This is a genomic window from Marseilla massiliensis (assembly GCF_016899955.1).
Classification (GTDB): Bacteria; Bacteroidota; Bacteroidia; order Bacteroidales; family Bacteroidaceae; genus Prevotella; species Prevotella intestinigallinarum.
In genome coordinates, this window is record NZ_JACJJL010000005.1 from 154,180 (window position 1) to 170,319 (window position 16,140).

Here is a 16,140-nt window from a genome sequence, read left to right on the forward strand (position 1 = left end):
AGACAACAGCCAAGGCGGCCGCCAACCAACAGTCATGAAGCGGCCACAGGCAAAACAAGACACAACGACTATGACAACTCCTGAAATAGAAGAACTGAAAATCCTGCTCGAACAAGACTTCGGCAAGACACTGAGTACAACAACCGACTTCGAGGTGTTCTCCTTGTACATACAGAAGAAGACCAACGAAAGGGTGTCGCCATCAACGCTCAAACGCCTTTGGGGCTACGTAAGCGACAAGCACAAGCCCCGCATAGAGACATTAGACCACCTGTCGATGTGCCTGGGCCACAAGAACTATGCAAAGTTCATACAGTGGCTCAAGACAAGCACGCGCTACAACTCGTCGTTCTTTGCCGCCGAGCAACTGGCAAGCAACGAAATCCAGAAGGGGTGCACGGTGGAAATAGGGTGGTCGCCCAACCGCATTGTCACGCTGAGCTATCTCGGCGAGAGCCAATACGAAGTGGTCAGCTCGGCAAACAGCAAGATGCAGAAGGGCGACAGGTTCACTACCGGGTGCTTCATCAAGCAGCAACCGCTCTACCTGCCGTTCATAGAGCGCAATGGCAAACGCACGGCGCCATTCGTGGCCGGGCGCAACGGCGGACTGACCATCATCAACATGAAATAGGAAAGCAGCTACATGACATGAACCAACGGCCGACAACAAACACTGAACACGAAGCCGCCGACGCCTCGTCGGGATATACCGAGGACATAAACGACGAGATGGCCGCGGCTAACACCGGCAGCATGGACAAAAGCTTCAGCAACATACGCGAGCGCTATGTGTCGGCGTCGGGCCACACGCGGCTGCTCACCGCCACACGCTATGGCAAGGTTTACATGCTGAAGTGCCTGAAGCCCGACTACCTGTACACGCCGGTCTACCGCCAGGCGCTGGCCAAGGAGTTTGAGATAGGGCTGCTGCTCGACCACCCGAACATCTGCCGCACCATCGACATGGAGTATATCGAGGGGCTGGGACAGACCATAGTGATGGACTACATCGACGGCGACACGCTGCAGCAGCTCATCAACAACGGCACGCTCACTGCCGAAATGGCCCACAAGGCCATACGCCAACTGGCTTCGGCGCTCGACTATATGCACAGCAAACAGATTGTGCACCGCGACCTTAAGCCGGCCAACATCATGGTGACCCACCATGGCAGCAACATAAAGCTGATTGATTTCGGGCTGGCCGACAGCGACTCGTTCAACGTGCTCAAGCTGCCCGCCGGCACGTCGGGCTACATAGCGCCCGAGCTTCTCTTGCCGGGCGCAACGGCAGACGAGCGCGCCGACATTTACTCGCTGGGCATGGTGATGCGCGACATGACCGAGGCCACCGGTGACAAGCAGCTGATGCGCATGGCCAACGCTTGCACCCGGCACAACGCCGACGAACGCCCCACGCAGCTGTCAAGCCTGCTCGGCAAGCAGAAGCCACGGCCATGGCAGCATGTGGCCTTAGTGGTGATGGCCCTGACGGCGCTGGCCCTGGCGGCATACATAGCCAAAGAACTGGCCGTACGCTACGGCGCTGAAAGCGGCAACAGCATACAGGCGCCTGCGCAAGGCACCGCCGGAGACGGCAACAGGGCCATCGACTACAGCCAATGGCCCCGCTGACGGGCGCCGGCGGCATGGCCGCCGGCGCCGAAAAGTGACACCCCTGTCCTACTGCCCAAGCTTGAACACAAGCACACCGGCCGTGGGCAGGTCTTCGCTGCCTATCAGTATGCGGCTCCCCCGGGGCACCGTGAAATGGTAAACGCTGTCTGAGTAGTTTAACACTATGCCGAACCCGTTGCGGTATTCGAGCGTGATGCCGTAAGGCAATGACATCACCCCTATGCCAAGGCGGGCGTAGAGTTTGTCGAGAACACGCCGCTCCAGCAGCCCGTCTTCAGTGTCCACGCCCACGTAAGTGACCGTTCCATTGCCCAGGCGCCTGAAAGTCACGGCCGGTTTCCCCGCATAAAACTCGTCTTTATAAGTAGCCCAGACCTCGCTGTCGGCCCCCGGCGACAGCACATCGCCCCACGTGCACCACCTGTAGTCGGCGCCGTCCATGGCCACTATGCCGGGTTCTGCCGGCAACAGCAGGTCGTAGAACTCGAGCTTGTTGCCCGTCAACGGCTCTATCATCGAACCGAAAGGCAGCTCAGGAAACCTTCCGTTGCGGTCTTTGTTGCCCGTGCGGCAGGTCAGCACCAGGTTGCCGCCGTTCTCAACGTATTCCTTCCAGCGCCCCACGAGCACGCTGTCAACAAGCTCATAGGCCGGGGCTATCACCACCGGGTAGCTGCCGAGGTCCTTGTCTTCGCCAATGAAGTCGACCGGAGCGCCGTAGGCCTTGAGCGAACGGTAGTAATGGCCGAGGTGGCGGAACGTATCCCACGCCCGGTTTTGCTTCTGGCGGTCAATGCTCCAGTAGTTTTCTGGGTTCCACATTATTGCCGTCGTGCGCTTTAGATATTCGTCAGGCTTGCTGTCGAAGGGGCGGGCTTCCTTCCGTAGCATCCTTATCTCACCCATGAATTGCTCATATTCACGGCCTCTGGGGGTAAGCGTCACACCGTCTGTGCCCACTATGCCATAGTGATACTGCTCCATTCCAAACAAGGGCTGGCGGTAACGGTAGGTGCAAATGAAGTCGGCACCGCCCGCAAACACGCTCCACAGCCACAGGCGTACGGCCCCGGGCATCGACTGCGGGTTTACCGCGCCCCAGTTGACCTGACCGGGTTGCAGCTCCATCACGCCGTAGGTGTCGCCCAGCGGCCTGAAATAGTCGTTTGCCATGGCTATCCTCAACGGATTGCCCACGCGGTATCCGCGGCGCCCTATGCCCTCGTTGTCGCCATAAACCATATACCTTGTGTAGCTCACAAAGTCAAGTTCCTTGCTGCCACCTATTATGCCACGGTCGTAATCAGGTATGTAATTGGTGGTAATCCACTGGTTGCGCGCATGCTTTCTTATCAACCGGCACTGCTCATCCATAAAATCGTTGGTCACCTTTGCGGCATAACGCCTGTAATCGAGTATCTGGTGAGGGTTCATAAACTGCTGCCTTGTCTTCGGGAGCGTTATCTCTTCGAATGAGGAATACACCTCGCTCCAAAACGAAGTGCCCCATGCCCTGTTCAAGGCAGCTATGTCTCCGCCGTACTTGTCGCGCAGATAGTCGCGGAAGCCGGCCTCGGCGGCATCGCCATAATCATACTGCACGTTGGGCTCATTGTCGAGTTGCCACCCCACTATGCGCGAGTCTGCACCATAGTGGCTGGCCAACGCCTCTATCATCCTGGCCGCAAGCCTGCGGTATACGGGCGAAGCAAACGAGGCATGTTGCCGCGCCCCATGGTCGAGCACGGTGCCATCCTCTTCCCGAACGAGTATTTCGGGGTACTTGCGGCTCAGCCACACGGGCGGGGTGGCGGTCGATGTGCACATGACAACCTTCATTCCGTACTTCGCCGCAAGCGCCACGGCACGGTCGAGCCATGCAAAGTCGTAGACACCCTCGCGCGGTTCTATCTGCGCCCAGGCAAATTCGCCGAAGTGAGTAAACTCAAAGCCCAGCTCGTGCATGCGCTTGAGGTCGCGCTCCCACTGACTCTCATCCCAGTGCTCCGGGTAATAGTAGGCGCCGGTCAGCGTCAGGTCTTTATCCTGGAACCACTGCGATTTGGCCTCGGCTGAGCCCAACGAGAGCATAAAACTCAACAGTCCGGCAATCAATCGTTTATTCATCATAATCAGTCGTTAATGGTTTTGCATCGATGCAAAGCTAAAAATAAAATCCGCAAAAGCGCGTCATGCCCCGTCAAGTTAACATTATTTTCATGACAAAACTCAAATATTACATGCTGCATACGCCATAAAACCATTACTTTTGCATCACGACAGCCATAATGAACAACTTTAACAACAACATGAAAGGAATGACAATAGCCGTAGCCTGTGCAGCGCTCAGCATCTCGATGCACGCCTACGGGCAGCCACCGAGGGTCTTTGCGCCGGCCGAGGGGGCCGGTGGCGTGCTCATTGGTGTGGCCGGAGGCGGCACAGACCAATGGGTGTGCCCCGACGGCGACAATGCTTTTGACGGACAAATAGCCGTAAGGCACATGCAGACGGATGACAAACGGAGCCTTGCTATAGAGGTTACAAACCTCTCGCTCCCCGACAGCACGCGCCTCATCTGGGTGATTGGAGGGTTCGACGCCCCCGCCCCGGCCGCGCACATCGAGCCTGAACACTGCGCCGACAACGTGTTCAGCGTGGAAGGAAACCAAGTGGCCATATACCACGGAGAGGTGATGCACCTTCGATTCTCGAAGGCATTGGTACCCCCCGGCTCCGACGTGAGACTGTGTGACGGCAGGAAACAGGACAGCCCCACGGCCACATTCAACTCCGGGAAGAAAACCGACGCACCCGTACTGGGCGGTTCTGTGACCATGGAACGCGGCAAGCCGGTATACATAAGCATCGGGCGACCACGCCAAAAGGAAAGTTACACATACTCGGAACTGCCAAGACTGTTTGGCCGGAAAAACAACACTGCACGATGAAAAAGCTCGCAACAATCATCTTAATGGCCATCGCCGCACTGGCAACGACGCCATCGCTGGCCGACACTTACAACGTCAGGGACTTCGGCGCCACTGGCGACGGGGTGCACATCGACTCTGAAGCCATCAACAAAGCCATAAGGGCAGCCGCCGGGAAAGGCGGAGGCACGGTCTATGTGCCCGCCGGTCGCTACGCATGCTACTCAATCAGGATGGCAAGCCACGTTGAACTGCACCTCGAACAGGGTGCTGCCATCATTGCGGAGTTTCCCACCGACTCTGCCGGATACGACCCGCCAGAGCCCAATCCGCACAGCAAATACCAGGACTTCGGCCACAGCCACTGGCAGAACTCATTGATATGGGGCATAGGACTCAACGACATCACCATCAGCGGGCCGGGCTACATCATAGGCAAAGGGCTGACCCGAGAAGGCGACCGGCGCCCGGGCATAGGCAACAAAGCCATCGCCCTGAAGGAGTGCAGCAACGTTGTGCTCCGCGACCTGGGCATGGTTCAATGCGGACACTTTGCGTTGCTGGCCACTGGGGTGGACAACCTGACCATCAGCAACGTTAAAGTAGACACCAACCGCGACGGCTTCGACATTGACTGCTGCAAGAATGTGCGCATCAACTCGTGCAGCGTCAACTCGCCATGGGACGATGCCATCGTGCTGAAAGCATCGTTTGCGCTGGGCTACTTCAAGGACACTGAGAACGTGACCATATCCGACTGCTTCGTTAGCGGGTACGACCGGTACACCATGGCAGACGCCTCGTGGCAGCTCGACGAGCCCCAAGCACCCGACCACGGAGGGCGGACAGGGCGCATAAAGATTGGAACAGAATCGAGCGGTGGCTTCAAGAACATTGCCATAACCAACTGCCTGTTCGAACACTGCCGCGGCCTGGCCATCGAAAGTGTTGACGGCGGTGATGTAGAAGACGTGGTGATAAGCAACATAACCATGCGCGACATTGTGAACGCGGGCATATTCTTGAGGCTGGGGGCGCGGATGCGGAGCCCCGAAGGCACACCGGTAGGAAGCATGAAGCGCATACACATAAGCCACGTCAATGCCTTTGGGGTTGACTCGCGCTACTCTTCCATCATCAGCGGCGTGCCGGGCCACAAGATTGAAGACGTGAGCCTGAGCGACATCTCGCTGCATTACAAAGGGGGATTCAAGCCTGAAGACGCCTCAAACCCGGTGCCGGAACAGGAAAAAGCCTACCCCGAACCATGGATGTTCGGCACTGTTCCGGCCAAGGGATTCTATGTGCGACATGCAGAAGGGATAAGGTTTGACAACATAAGTTTCCATTTCGAGAAACCCGACTCACGCCCGCTGTTCGTCACCGACGACGCCGACGGACTGACATTCTGCGGGATTAGCGAAGACGGCAAGCCCGCGATGGCGGCAGGCAACAGCCCCACCGCCAGATAAGCCCCGGCAGACAGGGATGCAAGCAACCACTCTGACTACTGCCGGTAAGGCCATGGGCCGCGGCGACGCCAGCCACACAACAGACAGCCGGCTACGCCACGGCCCACGGCCATGCACCAGGCAGAGACTGCCCGAGGCACAGGCAGAGGCCTGTCAGATTCTTACCGCCGTGCCACTGCACGACACCATGATCATCGAGTTGCCCTCGCCTATGGTTTCATAGTCTATGTCTATGCCAACGATGGCGTTGGCCCCGATGTTGCGGGCGCGCTCCTCCATCTCGCGCAACGACGTGTCCTTGGCTTCACGCAACACCTTCTCGTAGCTGCCGGAGCGCCCTCCGAAGAAGTCGCGCATGCCCGCAAGAAAGTCTTTGAACACGTTTGCACCAATGATTGTCTCTCCCGTGACCACTCCCAAGTATTCCCTTACAGGCTGGCCTTCAATGACTGATGTTGTTGTAAGTAACATATTTTCCAATAATTAAGTATGTACGAATGAGCATGAAAAACGCCACAGCCACCGCCAATCAGCGCCATCTACTGACCACAGCCGCAGTTAGTGCCGACGGCAAGCCAGCAGTGGCGGCATGCAACGGCACAATAGGCAGTGGCGCGTGGTCAGTTAGCGCTTACGCCGATGTCGTGGCTGCCCGGCGAAAGCTCCACCACCCAAAACTCTCCCGAACGCCTTGCCCTCACGGCCCTGCCGTCAACAGTAGGCCGCTTGCCCAGCCTTGGCACCCACACCTCGGCCGTGGTATTGGCCGGAACGCCTACGTGAAGGCTGAAACTGCTGCCGGGCTCGTTTTCAAACGCCACTGCCACATCGCCGCGTATGGTCGGCACGGTAATCGATGCACTCTTCAGAGATGCCGGCTGCGGCTTTATGCGGAAGCGCCCGAATCCCGGCTCCAACGGCTCTACGCCCATCAGCTTGCGCACTATGACGTTGGCCGGAGCCGCTCCCCACGGATGGTTCCAGTCTTGGTTGGGCTTATACACATTGTCCCAGGCCTCGGTGGTGATTGTCGACCCTATGCGCAGCATGTTGTACCAGCTGCGACGGGCTGTCGACGTGAGCAGGCTCAGGGCGTAGCCGGCCTCGCCCGCGTCGTATAGCGCATCGAGCAGGAACTGAGCGCCATAGACGCTGCAGCCCATGCGGCGGCTCTTTATGAAGTCGACCACGCCCTTGCGGTCGCCGTCGGCCACCAAACCGAAGTCAAGCGCAAACATGTTTGAATGCAGCGACTTGTGGTCCGTGCCTACGCCGTCGCGGAAAAGCCCGTCGGCCTTGTCGCGGAGCAGGGCGCTGAAAGCCCCGGCCACCCTTTCGGCCTCGGCCTCATAGCTGCGGGCGTCGCTGTCTTTGCCCAGCACGCCGGCTATTTTCGCCATCAGCACGAGGGCCTCGTAATGGTATGCGTTGACCACAGCGTTGTAGTCGGTGAACACAAACCCGTCGGCCTCGCCGCCGTCTTCCTTCTCCACCCCGGCTGCCCCGGTCTGCGGCCAGTCTACAATATCCTTAATCCTTTCGCCCTTGAAGTGTATCGACTCATACACTTCGCGTGTGGCCTTGCCCGTGCGCGTGCTTATCAGTCCGTTGCCTTCGCGCAGCGCGAGCAGCGTCTTTGCCTGCAGGTCGGTGTATGCCGAAGCCAGCAGACGGCTGTCGCCGGTGTACATATAGTCGTTCCAGGCCATGATTACCGACTGCAATATCCACTCCGTGGGCCACGTAGGGTTGTATATAAGGTGGCGCACGCTGTGGCGGGCGATGGAGTATTCGCGGTCGACGGCATAGTGGCTGAGCTGGTTGATGATGGCGTCGGCCTCGTAGGGTATGCGCTCCCTGTCGCCGTCGACGTATGTTCCGCAGAACGACGTGGCCCTGACGGTGTGCTTGCATAGCTGCCACACGCGGTTGAGCACGCTGTCTGACGACTCAAAGCTCGACGCGAAGGCGTCAAAGGGATAGCTGGCCACATGGCGCACCAAGGCCTTCACCTCGACGTCGCCGCCTATGCCCTCGACCTCGCAATAACGGAACGGGAACACCTCGCCTATGTATGCCGGCATCAGTATGGGGTCGACACGGCTCTCGTTGCGCCTTGGCGTGGTGTTGCGCCGGTCTTTGCGCAGCTTGACGCGGTAGGTGTGCGTGCCCCTGAGCAGCGGCAGCACATACCTGGCATAGCGTTGCGACCCTTCGGGCTTGCGGTTGACGCGCCCTTCCAGTTGCTGTTCGCCGAGGTGTATGGTCAGTGTGTCGCCTTCGGCCCTGGCCGTGACCGTGAGCGACAGCTGCCCGAAGGCATCGTCGGCGAAGTCGGCCATCAGCATGCCGGGCGTAATGCTGCGCACCGCCGCCGGCTCTTCGTCGGTCAGTGTGAGCGGGTATCGCGACGGCTGCCCGTCGAGCGAGGCGGCTGTGCGAAACGCCTTGACTGCCGACGTGGCCTCGCGCCCGTTGCTGTCCCACGTGCGCACCCGCCAGTAATATGTGGTCGAAGGCTTCAGGTCGGGCCCGCCGTAGTCCATGGCCCATGCCCCGCGCCCGGCCCTGCGGCCGCTCGTCCATACCACCCCCGGCTGTCGGCCGCCCAAGTCGGGGCTTGTGCCAACGGTCACCTCGCAGGCCACGACACAGGCCCCCGGCTCCGGCGAGCTGTAAGCCCACGTGAGCCGCGGTCGCGGCGTGCGCACCTCGGCCACCTGCCACGGCTCGATGGCCGAGCCCACCTCGCCGAGGGTGAGCGTCGATGGGCGCCCGCCGATAAACACTCTGTCCGTATGCTCAATGAGGTCTGTCATGAGATGCACCGGCTTCTGGGCCGTTGCCAACGATGGCAGTGCCATTGCCACAGCCACCAACCAACGTGATACTATCATCCTTTCCATTGTTTTGTTTGTCGTTGTCAGCATGTTATCTCGCCCGAGCCGTAGCAGCGGTGGTGGCTTTCGTCGTAAACCACGCAGAACTGGCCGGGCGCCACGCCTTGGATAAGCTCCTCGGCGTGGACGGTGAAGCAGCCCGGCGCGGTCTGCTCGAGCGTTGCCGGGTGGTATTCGGGGGTGTGGCGAATCTTGAACGTCACCCTTTGCGGCAGCTCGCCTACGGTGAGGAAGTGGAAGTCGCGCACGGAGAAGTCGCGCTTGTAGGCCGTCAGCGGCTCGAATCCGTGGCTCACGTAGAGCACGTTGGCAGCCACGTCTTTCTTCACCGCATACCACGGGCCGCCGCCGAAGCCCAGTCCGTGGCGCTGGCCTATGGTGTGGAACCACAGCCCGCGGTGCCGCCCTATCTTCTTGCCCGTCTCGAGCTCAACCACGTCGCCGGGGTTTTCGCCCAGATACCGGCGTATGTATTCATTGTAGTTCACCTTGCCCAGGAAGCAGATGCCCTGCGAATCCTTGCGCCGGGCGTTCACAAGATGCTCGCGCTCGGCTATCTGCCGCACCTCGCCTTTCATGTAGTGCCCTATCGGGAAGAGCGCCTTGCGCAGCTGCCAGTCGTAAATCTGGGCCAGGAAGTCGGTCTGGTCTTTCACCGGGTCGGGGCTCGTGGTGAGCCATTTCAGCCCGTCGATGATTTCGGTGCAGGCATAATGGCCCGTGGCTATGAGGTCGTAGTCGTGGCCCCGCTTCTCGTCGAAGGCGCCAAACTTTATCAGCCGGTTGCACATCACGTCGGGGTTGGGCGTCAGCCCGGCGCGCACCTTGTCCATGGTGTAGCTCGTCACCTTGTCCCAGTATTCGCGGTGGCAGTCAACCACCTCGAGCCTGCACCCGTATCGGGCCGCCACGGCAGTGGCCATCTCCAAGTCTTCTTCCGACGAACAGTCCCACTCTGACTCTTCCTCGGGCCCTATCTTGATGTAGAAGCAGTCGGGGTGCAGCCCCATTCGGGCCAGTTCGTAAACCACGACCGAGCTGTCTACTCCGCCGGACAGCAAAACGGCTATTCTCTTGTCTGTCAGATTTGTCTCCATACCGTATGCAAAGATAGTGCAAACAAAATACAATGCAAAATAAAACGGTGACAAAACGCCATTTTATATATATGCCCCGACGAGTGGGCCACGTGCCCGCCGGGCAAGACTGCGGCCCGCACAGCCATGCCTTAAGCCTGCGGCCGGGCAACAGCACCGGCCCTGCAGCCCATCCGGACGGCACCGCCCGGCAACAGTTTTTGTAAAACAATCGCAACGCCCTGCCCACGCCACGCAACAGCCTGGCTGGCAGCACATTGCAGCCAGGCCTATGCAGCGGCGCCAAACGGGCCGTTTCAGACTCCAGAATGGGCCGTATTGGCAGGCAGGACGGCACGTTTTGCACTGCCATACGGCCGCAATGGGGCTGCGAAGGGGCTGGTGTAAACAATAATTACCATGCCCGGCCCGCACCCGCCACGCCGCGCCGGGCGTGCAGCAAGGCTGTGGCAAACGGTTGGAAGGGCTTTGCCCAAATGTGCTTTACAGGTCGCCGGATGCAGTTGCCTGCCCTCATACCATGACTATGCAAGCCATTTCAAGCCCCTGCCGCCACCCTGCCTGCGGCCTTGCGTGGGCGCAACAAGCCGCGCCCAAGGCAAGGACTAAGGCCTGGCGGCACGGCGACGGCAGGTGGCCGTTTGGGCTCTGGCCTACAATTTTGGTTAAATAATTTTGGTATATCGGAATAATAGCCGTAACTTTGCACCGCAATTACGGGACAAAGAGTTTTGTAATCCTCATCGGAGGGCATCAGAGCCGGATAAGATGACTGGGTAAAACCAATCAGCTTAGCCGGCTTTTTTAGGCTCGGCACACAAACAACAAACTGCGATATGGAAAGACTTGAGAAAGACTCTATCGACCTCAGCAAGGTCAACGTGTTCAAACTGTTCTATAAATACTTCATCCCAACGCTGCTCGGCATGCTCGGCATGTCGGCAGTGACGGCCATCGACGGCATCTGCGTGGGCCACGGCGTGGGCAGCGACGGCATTGCCGCCATCAACATCTACGTGCCTGTGTTCACCATAGCCACCGGCCTCGGCCTCATGATAGGCGCCGGCTGCTCGGTGGTGGCGTCGATACACCTGTCGAGGGGCAAGGTCAAGGCGGCGCGGCTCAACGTGACCCAGGCCATGGCCATAGCCACGGTGGCCACGCTGGTGCCCACGGTAGCCATCATGTCGATGCCCGAGCAGACGGCGCTGGCCCTTGGCTCGTCGGCCCACTTGCTGCCGCTGGTTGTCGACTACCTTCTATGGTTCACCCCGGCACTGGTGTTCCAGGCCTGGGAAGCCATCGCGCTGTTCATCATAAGGCTCGACGGCTCGCCCAAATATGCCATGTCGTGCAGCCTCGTCACGGCCGTGGCCAACGCCGTTCTCGACGTGATTTTCATCTTCCCGCTGGGATGGGGAGTGATGGGGGCGGCCTTCGCCACGGCCATAAGCCTGGCCCTGGGCGGACTGATGGCCATGGGCTACCTGCTCTTCGGCGCACGCACACTGCGCCTGCTGAGCCCCAAGCTGAGCCGCCGCAGCCTGATGTACTCGCTGCGCAACGTGGGCTACCAGTGCCACATAGGCTCGCCGGGCCTCGTGGGCGAGCTCACCCTGGCCGTGCTTACGTTTGTTGGCAACTTTGTTTTCATGCGCCATCTGGGCGACGACGGCGTGGGGGCCTTCGGCATTGCGTGCTATTACACCCCCTTCATATTCATGGTGGGCAACGCCACGGCACAGTCGGCACAGCCCATAATAAGCTATAACTTCGGCATGGGGCTGTGGACGCGCGTCAGGCAGACGCTGCGGGTGGCCATAGCAACCGCCGTGGCATGCGGATTGGTGGTGACAGGCGTGTTTGCCGCGGCACCGCAGTTGCTCACCGGACTGTTCATCAGCCTCGACACCAACGCCGCCCGCATTGCCGTAGGCGGCCTGCCGCTCTTCGCCATGGCCTTTGTGTTCTACGTGGTCAACCTGACTTGCATAGGCTACTTCCAGAGTGTGGAGCGCGTAAAGCCCGCCATGACGTTTGCACTGCTGCGCGGCTTTGTCTATCTCGTGCCGTCGTTCCTCATCCTGCCGGGCATCATGGGCAACGCGGGCATATGGCTCTCGCTGGCCATGTCGGAGATGCTGACCACACTGTCGATAGCCGTCTTCATGGCCACAAGGCACAGGCGGTCGCCTGTCAGGGCCTGACCACCGGCGGAAACGGCAACGCCCAGTGGCCCTTGGGGGTTAAATATACTTAAAACTCGGCGCCATGGCTATGCAATACGGCAGGTTTTCGCTATCTTTGTGATATCAATATAATATTAAAACACCAAAAACAAAGCGTATGAGTAACAAGGAAAGAAAATTCAGCGGACTGATAGCAAACGGCTTTCTGATGCTAACGGTCAACTTGCTCGTAATTGCCGGCTGCATTGCCATGGCCGTGTTGACAACCGACACCGACGGCAACCCCGACGGGGTATGCATCTCGCTGGCTGTGATATTGACCATCGCGGCCCTTTTCAACTTCAAGGGCATCATGCAACTTGAGCCTAACGAGGCCATGGTGATAATGTTTTTCGGCAAGTACAAGGGCACGTTCACCGACACGGGATACTACTGGGTGAACCCTTTCCTGACCAAGAAAAGACTGTCGATGCGCGCCCGCAACCTCGACTCGGAGCCCATCAAGGTCAACGACAAGGCCGGCAACCCTATAATGATTGGGCTGATGCTGGTGTGGAAACTGAAGGATACGTATAAGGCAATGTTCGAGATTGACGCGCAAACCGTGGCGCAGACCGGCGGCAACACGTCGATAGGGGCCGCTGCCGTGGCCGGGGTTATGAAGGCGTTTGAGAACTTTGTCAAGATTCAGAGCGACGCCGCCCTGCGCCAGGTGGCCGGTCTCTATGCCTACGACGACAACGGCAACGAGACTGAGGCGCTGACTCTGCGCGAGGGAGGCGACGAGATAAACCAGCAACTGGAAGACAAACTGAACGAGAGACTGAGCATGGCAGGCATTGAAATAGTGGAAGCGCGCATCAACTACCTGGCCTACGCGCCTGAGATTGCGGCCGTGATGCTGCGCCGCCAGCAGGCCGAGGCCATCATATCGGCACGCGAGAAGATTGTGGAGGGGGCTGTGTCGATGGTGAAGATGGCCCTCGACAAACTGTCTGACGAACAGGTTGTCGAGCTCGACGACGACAAGAAGGCTGCCATGGTGAGCAACCTCATGGTGGTGCTATGTGCCGACGAGCCGGCACAGCCGGTGATGAACACCGGCACCCTGAACCATTAAAGACGAGAGGAATGGCCGAAAAGAAAGACAGCAAGACAAAAAACTTCGTGCTAAGGATTGACGGCGACTCGATGAAAGCCATCGAAGCATGGGCTGCCGACGAGTTCCGCTCTGTCAACGGACAGCTGCAATGGATTATCGCTGAAGCGCTGCGCAAAGCCGGCCGCCTGCCTAAGAAAGGGCACAAAGAACCCCAAGCAGACAACTGACGGGGCTTATGGCCATGACAGAGCGCAGACATGGGCATGGCCGCAACACGCCACGGCTTGCAGAAGCCGGCTGCGGCCACCGGCCGCAACACGCATACCGCGGGGCTCAGAAGGCCTCGCGGTATTTGCTTTCGTCCTTGTCTTCAAGCATGCTCAGGTATGACTGGTACCTGCTCTGGGCTATATAATGCTCTTCTACGGCCCGGAGCACGGCGCAACCGGGCTCGTGGGTGTGGGTGCAGTTGCTGAAACGGCAGTCTTTTGAGAACATGAATATCTCCTTGAAATAGCCCGTGAGCTCGGCAGGCTCGATGTCGAACGTGCCAAACCCCTTTATCCCGGGGGTGTCGATGAGGTAGCCCCCACCCGGCAACTCGAGCATCTCGCTGAACGTCGTGGTGTGGATGCCTTGGTTGTGGGCATCGCTTATCTCGGCCGTACGCAGGTTGACGCCCGGCAGTATGCGGTTGATGAGCGTCGACTTGCCCACCCCGCTGTTGCCGCTGAGCACCGATATGCGCCCGGCAAGCATCCGCGCGAGCTCTCCGACGCCCTGTCCGGTCTCGGCGGATATGGCGCGGCACTCATAGCCGATGTTCTCGTACAGCCCGATCATCATCTCCTGGTAATGCAACTCCTCGGCAGTGAGCAGGTCGGTCTTGTTGAACACGAGCACCACGGGCACGCGGTAAGCCTCGGCCGAAGCCAGAAAGCGGTCGATGAATGTGGTCGACGTCTGCGGGTAATTCACCGTCACGACAAGCAGGGCCATGTCGACGTTGGCCGCAATGATGTGGCTTTGCTTCGAGAGATTGGACGACTTGCGTATGATGTAATTGCGGCGGTCGGCTATCTCGGTGATAAACGCGGTGCCCTCGGCGTTGACCGCAATCTCCACACGGTCGCCCACAGCCACGGGATTGGTGCTGCGTATGCCCTTGAGTCGGAAGTTGCCCTTTATCTTGCTGTTCACAAGGCGGCCGTCATCGGTCTTCACCGTATACCAGCTGCCGGTGTTCTTTACTACTAAACCAAACATCTTATAATGGTAAAAAGGTAAAAAGGCAATAAAGCTGAAGGCTGCCCGCGGGGCGATGGCGGCCCTGCGGCCCAACCGCAACAGGCGTAGCGGCAGGAGCCGACGGCAAAAAGAAAAGGCAAAGCACATCAAAGCCGCACACAGTACGGCAGAAATGCAACTTCACCTTCCTACTTTATATACCTTGATAACACTCTTTCAGACTGTCATTATCTCCTTGTCCTTTGCGGCGAGCAGGTCGTCCACGCGCTTGATCATCTTGTCGTGGATTTTCTGGAGCTCGGCCTCGGCATCCTTCTCGTTGTCCTCCGAAAGGCCGTCCTTGATAGCTTTCTTCAACTTGTCCTTCACCTCGGCACGCACGTTGCGTATCTGCACCTTGGTGCCCTCGCCCATTTTGTTGCACTGCTTGGCCAGTTCCCGGCGGCGTTCCTCCGTGGGCTGCGGTATGCCCAGGCGTATTACCTCGCCATTGTTCTCGGGGGTGATTCCCACTTCAGAGTCCATTATGGCCTTCTCGATGGCCTTTATCTGCTTCTTGTCCCACGGGCGGATGGCTATTGTGCGCGCATCGGGGGTGGAAACATTGGCCACTTGGTTCAAAGGAACCATCGAACCGTAGGAGTCTACCTTTATGCCGTCGAGTATTGCCACGTTGGCGCGGCCGGCGCGCACGCGCGACAGCTGCTCCTCAAGGTACATCGCAGCCATCTCCATCTTCTCTTCGGCAGAACTCAATGTTGCTTTTACGTCTATCATAAATATTGGGTTAAATTTTGTTCTGAGATACAAATTTAGGCGTTTTTGCCCAATCCGGCAAGCAATTAATTTTTTTTTTGATTTCAACCCGCTCAAAATGCCGGGCCATGACGCGGCGAATGGCCCGGCAGAGCCAAGCCCACATCGTGTCAACGGCTTTCTCACGGCAGCCACGACCCTTGTTTTTCAGCCTCGGATTTGCTGCGAACAATCTTTACAACAAGCCTCGCGAGAATCGCGTCGGCGCAGCCGTCATGCCACAAGGCGGCAAATGCGCGATTCTCGGGCGAGATATTGCAACCGCCTGCAAGAAAGCCACTTAACAGCGGCCGAAGGCAAAAACCGGAGGCAAACACGCGGAAAAAGACACCGGAAACCACCCGAAACGGCATCTTTTGCACAACAGACGCCACCCAAAACCACCTTTACAGCTTGCCGAAACGGGCCGAACGGCATCGCAATACGGCCCATTTGGCATTGCGGCAACTGCCGTTCGGCCACTCAACATGGCCGGGAGGAACAGATAAAAACTATTTAAAACACTTAACATAACTATCTGGCCACCAACATGAAGGCGTATTTCTGACAAAATAACGCGACAAACAGCACAGCAAGGCCCGCCATCAGGGCATGCAGTCCGGCAAGGCCCTCCACGAAAAAGCCATGGCCTACATTGCCGTTCGGAATATTTTTCATAACTTTGCATTGAACGAACGGCGGCTGTCGGCAACCAAACCCCTCGATGAAACGCCGCCGGTTTATTCACCAAACATAATATAACTCA

Annotated in this window: 15 protein-coding genes; 7 read left to right on the plus strand and 8 right to left on the minus strand. The window is 58.5% G+C overall.

Features of this window, described 5'->3' with window-relative positions; translation table 11 throughout:
• The first annotated feature begins 70 nt into the window (after positions 1–70).
• Positions 71–634 (plus strand): hypothetical protein, encoded by a 564-nt coding sequence (locus H6B30_RS04540; RefSeq protein ID WP_205108363.1) that lies wholly within the window; start codon positions 71–73, stop codon positions 632–634.
• Between the two features lie 17 nt (positions 635–651).
• Positions 652–1,638, plus strand: coding sequence for a protein kinase family protein (locus H6B30_RS04545; RefSeq protein WP_205108364.1), 987 nt, complete (start codon positions 652–654; stop codon positions 1,636–1,638).
• A 48-nt stretch (positions 1,639–1,686) separates the two neighbouring features.
• Here the strand turns inward: H6B30_RS04545 and H6B30_RS04550 are convergent, their stop codons facing one another.
• Positions 1,687–3,732, minus strand: coding sequence for a beta-galactosidase (locus H6B30_RS04550; protein ID WP_439116957.1), 2,046 nt, complete (start codon positions 3,730–3,732; stop codon positions 1,687–1,689).
• Positions 3,733–3,950: 218 nt separating this feature from the next.
• Here H6B30_RS04550 and H6B30_RS04555 point away from each other — a divergent pair, with 218 nt between their 5' ends.
• Together H6B30_RS04555 and H6B30_RS04560 are read left to right on the plus strand one after the other, a co-directional pair.
• A complete protein-coding gene (locus H6B30_RS04555) occupies positions 3,951–4,592 on the plus strand; it encodes a DUF4450 domain-containing protein (RefSeq protein ID WP_205108366.1) in 642 nt (213 codons plus the stop codon).
• Positions 4,593–4,615: 23 nt separating this feature from the next.
• Positions 4,616–6,043, plus strand: a complete 1,428-nt coding sequence (locus H6B30_RS04560; protein ID WP_239483594.1) for a rhamnogalacturonidase — start codon at positions 4,616–4,618, stop codon at positions 6,041–6,043.
• 153 nt (positions 6,044–6,196) lie between these two features.
• Here H6B30_RS04560 and H6B30_RS04565 read toward each other — a convergent pair whose 3' ends face one another.
• The 3 genes from H6B30_RS04565 to mnmA form a co-directional block, all read right to left on the minus strand.
• Positions 6,197–6,514: a heavy metal-binding domain-containing protein gene (locus H6B30_RS04565; protein WP_205108370.1), complete on the minus strand. Its 318-nt coding sequence runs from the start codon at positions 6,512–6,514 to the stop codon at positions 6,197–6,199.
• A gap of 149 nt (positions 6,515–6,663) precedes the next feature.
• On the minus strand, positions 6,664–8,940 hold the full coding sequence (locus H6B30_RS04570) for an alpha-L-rhamnosidase-related protein (RefSeq protein WP_239483584.1): 2,277 nt from the start codon (positions 8,938–8,940) through the stop codon (positions 6,664–6,666).
• 26 nt (positions 8,941–8,966) lie between these two features.
• On the minus strand, positions 8,967–10,040 hold the full coding sequence (gene mnmA / locus H6B30_RS04575) for a tRNA 2-thiouridine(34) synthase MnmA (RefSeq protein WP_205108372.1): 1,074 nt from the start codon (positions 10,038–10,040) through the stop codon (positions 8,967–8,969).
• Positions 10,041–10,876: 836 nt separating this feature from the next.
• On the opposite strand from mnmA, the gene H6B30_RS04580 reads away from it, so the two are divergent.
• From H6B30_RS04580 to H6B30_RS04590, 3 genes are all read left to right on the plus strand, one after another.
• Positions 10,877–12,247, plus strand: coding sequence for an MATE family efflux transporter (locus H6B30_RS04580; RefSeq protein ID WP_205108374.1), 1,371 nt, complete (start codon positions 10,877–10,879; stop codon positions 12,245–12,247).
• A 139-nt stretch (positions 12,248–12,386) separates the two neighbouring features.
• Complete coding sequence (locus H6B30_RS04585; protein ID WP_239483586.1) at positions 12,387–13,349, plus strand: SPFH domain-containing protein; 963 nt, start codon at positions 12,387–12,389, stop codon at positions 13,347–13,349.
• An 11-nt stretch (positions 13,350–13,360) separates the two neighbouring features.
• The gene (locus tag H6B30_RS04590; protein ID WP_205108376.1) at positions 13,361–13,558 is read left to right on the plus strand and encodes a type II toxin-antitoxin system antitoxin; all 198 of its coding nucleotides are present in this window, start codon (positions 13,361–13,363) and stop codon (positions 13,556–13,558) included.
• A gap of 106 nt (positions 13,559–13,664) precedes the next feature.
• Here the strand turns inward: H6B30_RS04590 and rsgA are convergent, their stop codons facing one another.
• The 4 genes from rsgA to H6B30_RS04610 all read right to left on the minus strand — a co-directional run bounded on the left by rsgA (position 13,665) and on the right by H6B30_RS04610 (position 16,052).
• A complete protein-coding gene (gene rsgA / locus H6B30_RS04595) occupies positions 13,665–14,597 on the minus strand; it encodes a ribosome small subunit-dependent GTPase A (RefSeq protein WP_205108378.1) in 933 nt (310 codons plus the stop codon).
• 198 nt (positions 14,598–14,795) lie between these two features.
• A complete protein-coding gene (gene frr, locus H6B30_RS04600) occupies positions 14,796–15,356 on the minus strand; it encodes a ribosome recycling factor (RefSeq protein WP_205108380.1) in 561 nt (186 codons plus the stop codon).
• Between the two features lie 161 nt (positions 15,357–15,517).
• Positions 15,518–15,769: a hypothetical protein gene (locus tag H6B30_RS04605; protein ID WP_205108382.1), complete on the minus strand. Its 252-nt coding sequence runs from the start codon at positions 15,767–15,769 to the stop codon at positions 15,518–15,520.
• 139 nt (positions 15,770–15,908) lie between these two features.
• A complete protein-coding gene (locus H6B30_RS04610; RefSeq protein WP_205108384.1) occupies positions 15,909–16,052 on the minus strand; it encodes a hypothetical protein in 144 nt (47 codons plus the stop codon).
• Positions 16,053–16,140 lie beyond the last annotated feature (88 nt).

Bases quoted from the DNA above. Each gene is read 5' to 3' on its own strand.
- mnmA (WP_205108372.1), bottom strand. From the start codon at position 10,040: ATGGAGACAAATCTGACAGACAAGAGAATAGCCGTTTTGCTGTCCGGC.
- H6B30_RS04555 (WP_205108366.1), top strand. From the start codon at position 3,951: ATGAAAGGAATGACAATAGCCGTAGCCTGTGCAGCGCTCAGCATCTCG.
- H6B30_RS04590 (WP_205108376.1), top strand. From the start codon at position 13,361: ATGGCCGAAAAGAAAGACAGCAAGACAAAAAACTTCGTGCTAAGGATT.
- H6B30_RS04550 (WP_439116957.1), bottom strand. From the start codon at position 3,732: ATGCTCTCGTTGGGCTCAGCCGAGGCCAAATCGCAGTGGTTCCAGGAT.
- H6B30_RS04580 (WP_205108374.1), top strand. From the start codon at position 10,877: ATGGAAAGACTTGAGAAAGACTCTATCGACCTCAGCAAGGTCAACGTG.
- rsgA (WP_205108378.1), bottom strand. From the start codon at position 14,597: ATGTTTGGTTTAGTAGTAAAGAACACCGGCAGCTGGTATACGGTGAAG.
- H6B30_RS04560 (WP_239483594.1), top strand. From the start codon at position 4,616: ATGGCCATCGCCGCACTGGCAACGACGCCATCGCTGGCCGACACTTAC.
- H6B30_RS04540 (WP_205108363.1), top strand. From the start codon at position 71: ATGACAACTCCTGAAATAGAAGAACTGAAAATCCTGCTCGAACAAGAC.
- H6B30_RS04545 (WP_205108364.1), top strand. From the start codon at position 652: ATGAACCAACGGCCGACAACAAACACTGAACACGAAGCCGCCGACGCC.
- H6B30_RS04585 (WP_239483586.1), top strand. From the start codon at position 12,387: ATGAGTAACAAGGAAAGAAAATTCAGCGGACTGATAGCAAACGGCTTT.
- H6B30_RS04610 (WP_205108384.1), bottom strand. From the start codon at position 16,052: ATGAAAAATATTCCGAACGGCAATGTAGGCCATGGCTTTTTCGTGGAG.
- H6B30_RS04565 (WP_205108370.1), bottom strand. From the start codon at position 6,514: ATGTTACTTACAACAACATCAGTCATTGAAGGCCAGCCTGTAAGGGAA.
- H6B30_RS04570 (WP_239483584.1), bottom strand. From the start codon at position 8,940: ATGATAGTATCACGTTGGTTGGTGGCTGTGGCAATGGCACTGCCATCG.
- frr (WP_205108380.1), bottom strand. From the start codon at position 15,356: ATGATAGACGTAAAAGCAACATTGAGTTCTGCCGAAGAGAAGATGGAG.